The 10,399-nt window shown below is 62.2% G+C and carries 10 protein-coding genes; 5 read left to right on the forward strand and 5 right to left on the reverse strand.

Annotated features, from left to right (window positions below):
• Positions 1-739: 739 nt before the first annotated feature.
• Positions 740-871 carry a hypothetical protein gene (locus tag CHB96_RS30325; protein WP_281254456.1) on the forward strand — a complete coding sequence of 44 codons (132 nt, stop codon included), beginning with the start codon at positions 740-742 and terminating at the stop codon, positions 869-871.
• Between the two features lie 209 nt (positions 872-1,080).
• Here the strand turns inward: CHB96_RS30325 and CHB96_RS30440 are convergent, their stop codons facing one another.
• Together CHB96_RS30440 and CHB96_RS25230 are read right to left on the reverse strand one after the other, a co-directional pair.
• Positions 1,081-1,350 (reverse strand): AMP-binding enzyme, encoded by a 270-nt coding sequence (locus CHB96_RS30440; RefSeq protein WP_141136555.1) that lies wholly within the window; start codon positions 1,348-1,350, stop codon positions 1,081-1,083.
• 265 nt (positions 1,351-1,615) lie between these two features.
• Complete coding sequence (locus CHB96_RS25230) at positions 1,616-2,530, reverse strand: aldo/keto reductase (RefSeq protein WP_089251497.1); 915 nt, start codon at positions 2,528-2,530, stop codon at positions 1,616-1,618.
• 269 nt (positions 2,531-2,799) lie between these two features.
• On the opposite strand from CHB96_RS25230, the gene CHB96_RS25235 reads away from it, so the two are divergent.
• Positions 2,800-3,222, forward strand: a complete 423-nt coding sequence (locus CHB96_RS25235; RefSeq protein ID WP_089251629.1) for a phosphate acetyltransferase — start codon at positions 2,800-2,802, stop codon at positions 3,220-3,222.
• 121 nt (positions 3,223-3,343) lie between these two features.
• On the opposite strand, the gene CHB96_RS25240 is transcribed toward CHB96_RS25235, so the two are convergent.
• Both CHB96_RS25240 and CHB96_RS25245 read right to left on the reverse strand, forming a co-directional pair.
• A complete protein-coding gene (locus CHB96_RS25240; protein ID WP_089251499.1) occupies positions 3,344-3,985 on the reverse strand; it encodes an NAD(P)-dependent oxidoreductase in 642 nt (213 codons plus the stop codon).
• 17 nt (positions 3,986-4,002) lie between these two features.
• The gene (locus CHB96_RS25245) at positions 4,003-5,370 is read right to left on the reverse strand and encodes an MFS transporter (RefSeq protein ID WP_089251501.1); all 1,368 of its coding nucleotides are present in this window, start codon (positions 5,368-5,370) and stop codon (positions 4,003-4,005) included.
• A gap of 95 nt (positions 5,371-5,465) precedes the next feature.
• Between CHB96_RS25245 and CHB96_RS25250 the strand changes: the two genes are divergently transcribed.
• Complete coding sequence (locus tag CHB96_RS25250; protein ID WP_089251503.1) at positions 5,466-6,197, forward strand: TetR/AcrR family transcriptional regulator; 732 nt, start codon at positions 5,466-5,468, stop codon at positions 6,195-6,197.
• A gap of 265 nt (positions 6,198-6,462) precedes the next feature.
• Here CHB96_RS25250 and CHB96_RS25255 read toward each other — a convergent pair whose 3' ends face one another.
• Positions 6,463-7,356 carry a LysR substrate-binding domain-containing protein gene (locus CHB96_RS25255; protein ID WP_089251505.1) on the reverse strand — a complete coding sequence of 298 codons (894 nt, stop codon included), beginning with the start codon at positions 7,354-7,356 and terminating at the stop codon, positions 6,463-6,465.
• A 128-nt stretch (positions 7,357-7,484) separates the two neighbouring features.
• Here CHB96_RS25255 and CHB96_RS25260 point away from each other — a divergent pair, with 128 nt between their 5' ends.
• Together CHB96_RS25260 and CHB96_RS25265 are read left to right on the forward strand one after the other, a co-directional pair.
• Positions 7,485-9,584, forward strand: coding sequence for an acetate--CoA ligase family protein (locus CHB96_RS25260; protein WP_089251507.1), 2,100 nt, complete (start codon positions 7,485-7,487; stop codon positions 9,582-9,584).
• 21 nt (positions 9,585-9,605) lie between these two features.
• The gene (locus CHB96_RS25265; RefSeq protein ID WP_089251509.1) at positions 9,606-10,355 is read left to right on the forward strand and encodes an SDR family NAD(P)-dependent oxidoreductase; all 750 of its coding nucleotides are present in this window, start codon (positions 9,606-9,608) and stop codon (positions 10,353-10,355) included.
• The last annotated feature ends 44 nt before the right edge of the window (positions 10,356-10,399 follow it).

Here is a 10,399-nt window from a genome sequence, read left to right on the forward strand (position 1 = left end):
TCGGGCAGCGGTCTTCTCCAGGCCGTCGGTGACATCGCGACTCCGCGGCTTGACGTCCGGTGACTCGTTCTCGGTCGACATGACTCTCCTGACCTATCGCGGATGGGCTGTATCCACCGAACAACACTAAACACCGCCGAGTGCCGTGGGCTGACCTGCGGTGGACCTCACGAGCGCACGGCCATGCGGGTGCATACAACAAGGGCGAGTGCCGCACAACCGACGGTTACTCCCATAGCAGCGAATCGCCGTTCGTGTCAGGCCATCTGCTGTCGAGACCGAGTGGCCTGATCGGCATGACAAACACCGGAGAAATATCTCAACATCGGCTTCGAATCATTCTGCAGCAGCCGCAGTTCCAGACCTCGAACCAGTCTGTGCCCGTGGCTTGTCGAAAACCCGGAGGGCCCTGGCTTCCCTGTCCCGGGATGTTTCGAGTGTCGATTCGTTCGGGTCCGGTGTTGACCGTGACGGACGTGGTTCTAGCAGGGAAGTTCTTACACTGAAATCGTGAATCTTTGGTGGACTGCGAGCGGTGAATTGGACACCGCAAGAAGTCGACGGCGTGGAGGACGAGGAGTTGATCGTCTCACCGGAGGGTCATCACTACCGCGCAGGAGTGATCTCGCCGGATCGAATTCGATCAATACAGAAAGATATCGCGCGATGCGAGTGAAATGATCGCAGGGAGAACGAGGACGAAGTGGACCTACACGGAGACGACGAACTATCGAGCGACATGAAGCTCGATGTCGTCGACGGTCCGTACACTCTGACCGTCGAGGGCGAGATCTTCACCGTCCGGGCCCGCTCGGGCGCGTCGGGTACCTACGACTACACCTGGGACTCCGGACCGAACAGCGGTTATTGATACTCCAGTTTCCTTCATACGGCCTACCCGAGCGTCCGAGACCACGCAGGCAGCCCTTCCGGATTCGAGCCGCTCACTGTCGATCAGCATCGCGAATCGATCCGAGACTTCCTCGGCCAGATCGACCCGGACACTGGTTATCTGGGGGATTAGGCGAGTTCGGGCTCGGGGTCGAGCATGGACGAAATCTGTTCCCGGTAAAGACCGTTTCAGTACCTTGCCGTAGGCGTTGGTCGGCAGTTCATCCACGAAGACGACTCGTTTCGGCACCTTGTAGCCGGCAGGCGCCCACGGCACTGGTCACGGACGAAGCCCGGATCAAGGTGTCTGTCTCGATCCGCCACGACCACTGCCGTCACCTCCTCGCCCCAAATGCGATGGGGGAGGCCGATGACCGATGACGCGGACACGCCGTCGACCTTGTTGATCGCTTCCTCCACCTCGCTCGGGTAGACGTTGGATCCGCCGGTGACGATCATGTCCTTCAAACGGTCGGGTAGCCAGAGGAGTCGGGGTAGCCCGTCTTCAACCAACCATCATCGGTGAGAACCTCTTTCGAGGAATCCGCGCGGTTCCAATAGCCGGCCATGGTCTCTGGAGCTTTGGCATGAATCTCACCTACCGGAGATCGGACGTGGAATCGCCGAGCGCCGCGACAAGGTCGTCGGAGCTCAAGCGTCGTGATGAACACCGGCCTGAACCCCCGTACTCGGTGAGCACGTGTTCGACGCTCTGCCAGGGTTGTTACGTCCACTCCAGCCGGGACCGGTTGTCCCAGTAGTTTGCTGGGGCTTCTGCAAGATCAAGCTCGCTCGCGGCAATCAGGTCACGGTCGATTGCGAGTGCGGCGACGTTCTGCTCGAGGTGCGCGACGGTCGCCGCGCCGGACAGGACGATATCGGCCCACGGCTGCGAGAGTGCGACCGCCAGTGCGAGTGCGTCGCGGCCGACCCCGGCGGAGTCCGCGATCCGGGCGAGTTCCGAGTTCTCGGCGACGAGTCGGCCATTGGCCATTGCCTCTTTGACGACGACGAACCAGCCGGCGTCGTGTGCGCGTGCCAGGGCCGGGCCGACGGACGGTTCGAGGGGGTTCCACGTCGACTGCACCGAACTGAATACCCCGATATCCAGCGCTGCGTGCACGACATCGGCTTGGTGAGGACCGCTGGTGCTGATCCCGATGCGGGTACCGGTCTCGGCGATGGCGCGCAGGTCGTCGAGCAGCGCAGTGTCGCTGAGGGCCGGACTGTCCGGAGTTACGCTGTGGATCAGGTAATGGTCGGGTGCACCGCCGAGTTCGTGCAGGGTCTGGGGCCACTGTTCGGCCAGGTGTGCAATCGAATGTTCTTTGACCTCGTGTACTGCGGCGTCCCGCTGGAAGTCGGCGACGTAGGCATATCCCCATTTGGAGCCGATCGCGAGGTTCTCACGCCGATTCGCGTGTCGGGACAACCAACTACCGAGGAAACGTTCGGCCAATCCGTAGGACCGAGCGACGTCCAGATGCCGAATTCCGCTATCCCAGGCGGCGTCGAGTACTGCGTGGCACAGCTGCTCCAGGGTGGCCGGATCGAATCGCCCGTTCACCGCATCCGAGTGCCCGACCGTCAGATACTCGGGGCGTCCGAGCGCGGCAAGGCCGAGACCGATTTGCGTCATGTCGTCAGTGCTTTCGTCGTGTTCGAGGTGGAAACGTGCACGGGATCCTCATCTAGGGATACCAGCACCCGAAGACGCTCGCGAGACCGCTACCGATGTTTGCACGGCCGGAGCGTTCTGCTGAGACCAGGAAGTCGTCGGGCACAGCGTGTCGTACGACGACGAACAACGTTGTGGCGAAACGCTACTCGGTGGGCACCGTCGTGAGCTGGGGCTTGCGGAAGCCCGTTGTGGTTTTCGAGTTCACCGCCGTAGGGCATCATGAGTTGATGAGCGATCTCGAATACCTCGCCACTTTGCTTGCTGGACTGGATGCGGAGATTGCGCGTGTCTCTGCTGCCGAATCGGGCTCCGACGAGCATTCGTCTGCCATCGATGACGCGGTCGATGCCGTCCTGCGGCTGCGCGCGAAAGTCAAGGCCGGCTACCCCAGTAAGAAGGCCTACTACATCGCAGCGTCGACCGATCCGAACGGAATCAGGCTGGAAGGAATTTCTGCCCTGCAGGGTAAACGTGCACACGAACTGGTGCGAGACGGCGGGTGGATGCACACGGACTCGACCACGGTGCTCGATCTACTCGACGACGACCAGATCAGTCGGTACCGAGCCGTCGCGGGACGCGGTGTCACGCAGACGTTTCGAGACTCACGTGAATACCTCGCGGCGGCAACAGGTCTCGCCGAAAAGTAGATCGCCACTCGTTGATCATCGCGTCGAGAGCCGTTTTCGCAGTAGTTTGCTGATCGCACCTGCCCGACGCGACCGGACGGTATGAGGGCCCGGTTGGTGCACGACGCTGTCACGCAACACGTCATCGTGTGATGGTGGGATACTTGCGGCTCCAGGTGTCGTCCTCGGCGCAGGCGATGACGAAGTCGGCCACGTCTTGTCGGGGAACGCCGATACCGCCGGCCGGATTCGCTTCGTTCTCGACGCGGTAGTCGCCGGTTGCCGGTTCGTCCAGGAGTCGTCCTGGTCGGACGAATGTCCAGTCCAGTGGACTGTCACCGACAACCGATTCCATGCGTGCCATGTCGTGGTAGGTGTTGCGCATGAACGGCACCAGAAATCTGCGGTACCACCAGGGATGGCCGGGGTCGTCGGAACGGACCCCGCTCGAGGTGATTGCGACCAACCTATGGGCACCCGTCCGTGCAGTGGCACCGACGACCGCGTGGGCGGCATTCGTGTACAGGCCGTTCGACTTTCGGCCGGAAGGGCCGATAGCGGAGACGACGACGTCCCCGGCGCGGAGCAATCGTTCGAGCGACGCCACATCCAGGGCGTCTCCTGTACCTACCTCGAGCCTGTCGTGAGGAGGTAGGTCAGCCCGTTCGGGTGACCGGACCACTGCGAGTGTGTCGTGTCCGGCACGCAGTGACGTGTCGACGATGAGGCGTCCGGTGCGTCCTCCAGCTCCGAGGACGACGATGCGGTTCGTGTGGTTCGACATGATGACGGTAGTGCCTTTCAGAAAGAGAGTGTGGTGCGAGGGAGTCGTAGGACGAGAATTGCGGCCACCACCATGAGGGCCATGACCGCCGCGATTCCGACGATCATGGTGGTCGCGTCGGTTGCAGTGAAGAAAATGGTGCCGAGCACCGCGATGCCGAAGGCGGTGGCAATTTGTTGCAACGATGTCATAGCCCCTGCAGCGCTTCCGATTTCGTGTGTATCAGCGGTGCCGAGGATGGTTTGGATGACAGGGCCGAACAACAGACCTTGCCCGATCCCGATGACGAACACTGCCAGCTCGAACGCGATCGCACCGGAAGCTACTGCTATGGCAATAGCAAGAAGTGCAAGTCCGAGGATCTCGACGGCGAGGCCGACGTGCAGGCCTCGTCGACCGAAGCGAAGGCGGAGTTTCGCGGAAATCGGTGAACCGATTGCGATGCCGACGGCGAGTGGGGCGAGCGCGAGCCCGGTGCCGAGGGCGCTGTCGCCATTGCTGAGCTGGAGGTAGAGCGAGAGAAGGAGGGTCAGCCCGCCAGTGCCGGCGAAGAGCGCGATAGCGAGTACGAGACCCGCGAGGAAAGCAGGCTTTCCAAGTAATGTCGGTTCGAGGATAGGCGCCGGGCTACGGCGCATTTGTCGTGTCAGAGTCCACCCCGCGACTGCTGAACCGGCCATGAGGGCGAAACTCCACCATGGCCAACTGGATTGGGGGCCTTCGATCAGGGGGAACACGATGAGTGCGGCGACAGCTGCGACCAAGGCGGCGCCGACCGGATCGATTCGGACGCTGCGGAGAGTGTCGTCACGTGGCAGACACGCAGCTGCTGCGATGATCACGAAGATTCCGATCGGTACGTTGACGAGGAAGATCGCTCGCCATCCGATGCCTGCCATGTCCCACCCGATCAGTGCTCCGGCGAGAATAGGTCCGCCGACACCTGCTATCGCACTGACCGGGCCGAACATCGAAAATGCGCGTCCGCGTTCCCTTTCGCGCGAGAACAGAGTTCCGACAAGGCCATAGCCCTGCGGAATGAGGAGTGCGCCGAACGCGCCCTGCAGAACACGTGCTGCGAGCAGCACCTCGATCGACGGCGACAGGGCGCACAGTATCGAGGCCAGGACGAATCCTGTGGCTCCGATCAGGAAGATACGCCGGCGTCCCCATCGGTCACCGAAGCGACCACCCAGGATCAGGAGCACTCCGAAGGGAAGCGTGTACGCGGCGGTGAGCCACAGCAGGACGGCGTCGGTCGCGCCGAAAGCTTCTTGAACCGACGGTCCCGCCACGATCATCACGGTCGCGTCGAGTAGGTCCATCACCGCGGCACACAGCACCGCCCACAGCGCGAGCCATCTGCGGTCTTCGAGAGTATTCATCGATCTTCCATCCTGAACTAACGATGTTCGTAACTAACAGCGTTCGGGACTAACACTGTACGTTGCAGACGGTGTTAGTCAAGTAGGGTGAGTCGGTGACCACAAAGGGGAGCGGGCGTTCTTCGGCTCGCACACAGCCGGCGAAACCAGCGCTCAGCCGCGCGGCGATCGTGGAGGCCACACTTGCGCTCATCGATGAGAACGGCCTGGCAGCCGTGTCGATGCGCAAGGTGGCGACGCGACTCGACACCGCCGCTGCTTCGCTGTACGTCTACGTCGACGATCGGAAGGACCTGTTCGAGGCGGCATACGATCTCGCCTTGGCCGAGGTGCTTACCTCGACTGCTGTCGAGGGCCCTTGGAGAGAGCAGCTTCAACGCATTGTCTTCGATCAGATCGAGGTTCTCGCCTCGCACAACGACATTGCTCTCGTCGCGCTTGCGGACGCGCAAATCGGCTCGAATTCATTACGCGTCACTGAGCGGATTCTGTCGTTGCTTCGATCCGGCGGCGTCGCAGACGACGCGTGCATAGCCGCTGCTGACCTGCTCGATCAGTTCGTCACCTCGAGCGCGATCGAGCAGGCCGCGTGGAGTCGAGACGCACTGAGTGCGCGTGCGAAAGATCCAACAAGCGCGAGCGGGGAAGCGATGATCACCTCGGCGGCGGGGAGGATCGAGGCCGCATACGACGCTGTGAGCGCTGATGACTTCCCGGCGATCACCGCTCTCAAGCCGCATCTGACGTCCGCTGATCCGGCAGACCGGCGGGCATGGAAGTTCAATGCGGTGCTCGACGGCGTCACTGCAGCGTCGCGGTCTACATGATCCACAGTGCTTCCGCTCTCGGTGGCTCGCTTGTCCTAGCTCGGTAGTATGCGGGTTCCGCGGGGGAGACCGATGCAAGGGATGTCGCAGCCAATACTCAGCTGGCCGATCGGGCTGCGGGAATCGTTCCCCAGTGCGCCGGCTGCGACGGGCCGCAGGAGACCACTCGCACATGACGATCCCGCTGACGGCATGATAGTGAGTGCCCTTTCGGACTCAGGTTGCGTACCAACGATTTTCCTAGCTCGAAGGATGGACAAGAACCTCACACCGGCGACTGTTCGATTGCGGCACTGACGAATTGGCGAACCGTGACGCTCTCGAAGTGGGGATTGTAGGCGATTGCCAGTCCGATGTTCGGTCGAGTCGGCGCGGGTGACAGCGGCCTGAACACGACGCCCGGCCCTGCCCTGCGGGCCGAATTCGACGGCACGAGCGCGAGTCCGAGTCCGCTCTCGACGAGAAAGAGCACCGTCTGGACTTCGACGGCCTCCTGCGCGACGCGAGGCGACACCCCGGCCTCCTCGAACAACATGGCCGTCAGCGCATGAAGCCCCGGCATCTGCCCAGCCGTGTAGTCGATGAACGGCTGATCCTTCAACTCGTCGAATCGGATGCTGTCTCGGGCGGCGAGTCGGTGCCGAAGGGGCAGTGCCACAACGAAATGATCGTGTTCGACGGTCACGTATTCAACGTCGCTGCGACGAGTCAGCGGTACGCGAACGATCGCGACGTCGATCTGGTGTTGCTCGAGTGAGGCGATCAATCGAGTGTTGGTCTGCTCGACGAACTTCAGGACGACCCCCGGGTGCTTTCCCTGGAACAGTGGTAACAGTCTCGGAAGCAGCAGGTTCTTCGCCGAGCCTACGAACCCGACTCGGAGGTTTCCGCTCGACCCTGCTGCCGTCGCCCTGGCCACTCGGGCGACTTCCTCGGCATGGAACAGGGCGGCACGTGCCTCGTCGAGTACTGCCTCGCCTGCCTGAGTGAGCCGCACCTGGTGGGTGGACCGCACGAACAGATCCGCGCCGATCTCCGCCTCGAGCTTGCGAATCGACACCGACAGCGGAGGTTGAGTCATGTGCAGCCTCTCGGCTGCGGCCCTGAAGTTCAAGGTCTCGGCGACAGCGACGAACTGCGTGAGCTGGCGTAAATCCACTGGTGATACTCGATTCGAATCAACTTATGCGACCTTGCAACTCTGGCTTGTATAACACCATACGACTTCGGCAGTGTGACCTGAGCAACAGGACCAATCGAATGTGATGACACCGCGGAGCGCTGAACATGACGCCACACAACATTGCCAACCTCGACAAAGCCTTCCGGCCGACGTCCGTCGCAGTGATCGGTGCGTCGGACGACGCCACTCGGATTTCCGGCCGTGCCCTGCACTATCTGATCCGTTCCGGATACGAGGGTGCGATCTATCCGGTGAACAACCGCCGCGACACAGTTCAAGGTCTCACTGCATACGCATCCCTTTCCGACCTTCCAGCGGCGCCCGACGTCGCACTGATTGCGCTTCCCTCGAGGTTGCTCGAGGACTCGCTGACCGAGTGCGTCGACATGGGTGTGTGCGCCGCAGTGATCTACGCGGCGGGCTTCGCCGAAACCGGCAGTGACGGTGGACAATTGCAGGACCGTCTCGCAAAGATCGCCGCTGACGGCGGTGTGCGACTGCTCGGGCCGAACTGCCTCGGACTCCTGCATACCGGCAGCGGGTTCACCGGAACGTTCTCCAGTGCATTCGACGCAGGGCTTCCGACGCCAGGGCAGGTGGCCATCGTCAGTCAGAGTGGCGCTTACGGAGGCCATTTGGCGTACCTGTGCGAGAAGCGCGGCGTCGGCGTCGGTTATTGGGTGAGTACGGGCAACGAGGCCGGCACGGACGTTGCGGATTGCATTCACTGGCTCGCATTGCAGGACGACGTCGAGGTGATCCTCGCGTACGCGGAGGGTATCCGTGATGGAGATACTTTCCGGGCGGCCCTTCAGGCAGCGCACGACAACCGAAAGGCCGTCGTGTTCATGAAGGTCGGCGAGTCCGAGATCGGTGCACATGCAGCGCAGTCGCACACGGCGAGCCTCGCCGGCGCCGACGCAGTGTTCGACGGACTGTGCACCCAGTACGGCATCTACCGTGCCCGTACTACTCAGGAGCAGGTCGACGTTGCGTATGCAGCGAGTCGGGGTGTATTTCCCCACGGCCGTAGTCTCGGAATCATCACCGTGTCAGGAGGATTCGGCGTTCAGCTGTGCGACGCCGCGTCCCGACATTCTCTCGACGTTGCGTCACTCCCCGAAACCGGTCGGGACAAGCTCCGAGCGCTGAATCCGATGGGCAGCGACAACAATCCGTGCGACACCACGGCCGGCTGGCTCAACGACATGAGCCTGATCACCAAGACGTTCGACGTCATGTACGCCGATGGCGGCTACGACAGCATTATCGGTTCGTTCACGATGCTTCCCGATTCGCCGACCTACGGCGACGACATTCGTGCGGCGATCGGCGCAGGTACGTCTCGATTCATGGACCGGCCGACGGTGCTGTGCATGGAAGCGCGCGCCGAGGTGGTCGAAGCGTACGAGGCCGAGGGTTTTCTGGTGTTCGACGACTCCGAACGCGCAGCCCTGGCCTTGAGCGCTCTCGCCCAGCTGCGAGAGGGGTTCGATCGCGAGATCGGGGCCCTTTCGGTCCCGCGCGAGCAGGTCGACTTCGGTTCGAGCGCGCTGTCCGAACTCGATGCACAACGACTTCTCGTCGACGCAGGTGTGCCGTTTCCTCGCGCGGTGCTGACGACGTCGGCTTCCGAAATTCCCGATGCTGTTGCTGCGCTCGACTTTCCGGTGGTCATGAAGATCGTGTCACCCGATATCGCCCACAAGACGGAGATCGGCGGGGTGCTGCTCGGAATAGCGGATGCCCAGCAAGCAAGCGCAGGCTTCGACACGCTTGTCGCCCGTGCCAGGGCAGCGCAGCCTGACGCTCGGATCGACGGCGTCATGGTGTCCGAAACCTGCCCTCCCGGTGTGGAAACGATCATCGGCGTGGTGTCGGATCCTGTGTTCGGCCCCACCGTGATGTTCGGACTCGGCGGCGTGCAGGCGGAGTTGTACAAGGACGTCGCATTCAGGGTAGGTGCTCTCGACCTCGCCGAAGCACATCGCATGATCGAGGAGATCGACGGATACCCGCTTCTGACAGGTTTCCGTGGCGCACCGAAATCCGATATCGATGCTCTTGCAGAGCTTCTCGTGAATGTTTCGCGTTTCGCCGTGGCGCACTCGGGTGCCTTCGCATCCCTCGACCTCAATCCCGTCATGGTACTCGAGCGCGGCGTTCTCGCGCTCGATTCGTACCTGGACGTCTCCTTAGGCTGAATCGAAAGGACAAATACTACAATGGAACTCGAACTGAACGGCAAGGTCGCCATCGTGACCGGCTCGGCGCGCGGGCTCGGGGAAGCGACCGCTCGCAGGCTCGCGTGTGAAGGTGCGCACGTCGTGGTCACCGACATCGATGCCGAAAGCGCCGAACTCACGGCCAAGGACATCGTCGCGCAGGGATACAGCGCTCACGCGGTGGCAGGAGACATCACGCGATCGGCTGACGTCGACGCCCTGGTGCAGGACACGCTCGACAGGTTCGGCGGCGTGCACGTACTGGTCAACAACGCGGGATTCCCGCGTGACAGCGTTCTGACCAAGATGAGCGAAAGCAACTGGGACGACGTCATCGACGTGATCCTCAAAGGTGCATTCCTCACCTCGAAAGCCGTCATGCCGCATCTGATCGATCAGCGATGGGGTCGTATCGTCAACATCTCGTCGAGGGCGCACTTCGGAAACCCCGGACAGGCCAACTACTCGAGCGCCAAAGCCGGCATCCTCGGGTTGACCCGGGCGCTCTGCCTCGAAGAGGGCCGCTACGGCATCACCGTCAACGCGGTCGCACCCGGATTCGTTGCCACCGAGGCAGTTCGCTCCCTCGGACACTACGAGAAGATTCGGGACCGGGCGGTCGAAAGCACTCCGCTGGGACGCGTCGGGACGCCCGAGGACATCGCCGATGCGGTCGCTTTTCTCGCGTCGGAACGAGCGAGTTTCATCAGTGGCGAGACCCTGCACGTCACGGGCGGAAGGTTCGGCTGATCTTTCCTTCGCTCATCTATCGGTGCACTATCATTGACCTCTTG

It is taken from the genome of Rhodococcoides kyotonense (genome assembly GCF_900188125.1).
GTDB classification, from domain to species: domain Bacteria; phylum Actinomycetota; class Actinomycetes; order Mycobacteriales; family Mycobacteriaceae; genus Rhodococcoides; species Rhodococcoides kyotonense.

Bases quoted from the DNA above. Each gene is read 5' to 3' on its own strand.
- CHB96_RS25265 (WP_089251509.1), top strand. From the start codon at position 9,606: ATGGAACTCGAACTGAACGGCAAGGTCGCCATCGTGACCGGCTCGGCG.
- CHB96_RS25235 (WP_089251629.1), top strand. From the start codon at position 2,800: ATGAGCGATCTCGAATACCTCGCCACTTTGCTTGCTGGACTGGATGCG.
- CHB96_RS30325 (WP_281254456.1), top strand. From the start codon at position 740: ATGAAGCTCGATGTCGTCGACGGTCCGTACACTCTGACCGTCGAGGGC.
- CHB96_RS25260 (WP_089251507.1), top strand. From the start codon at position 7,485: ATGACGCCACACAACATTGCCAACCTCGACAAAGCCTTCCGGCCGACG.
- CHB96_RS30440 (WP_141136555.1), bottom strand. From the start codon at position 1,350: ATGATCGTCACCGGCGGATCCAACGTCTACCCGAGCGAGGTGGAGGAA.
- CHB96_RS25230 (WP_089251497.1), bottom strand. From the start codon at position 2,530: ATGACGCAAATCGGTCTCGGCCTTGCCGCGCTCGGACGCCCCGAGTAT.
- CHB96_RS25240 (WP_089251499.1), bottom strand. From the start codon at position 3,985: ATGTCGAACCACACGAACCGCATCGTCGTCCTCGGAGCTGGAGGACGC.
- CHB96_RS25245 (WP_089251501.1), bottom strand. From the start codon at position 5,370: ATGAATACTCTCGAAGACCGCAGATGGCTCGCGCTGTGGGCGGTGCTG.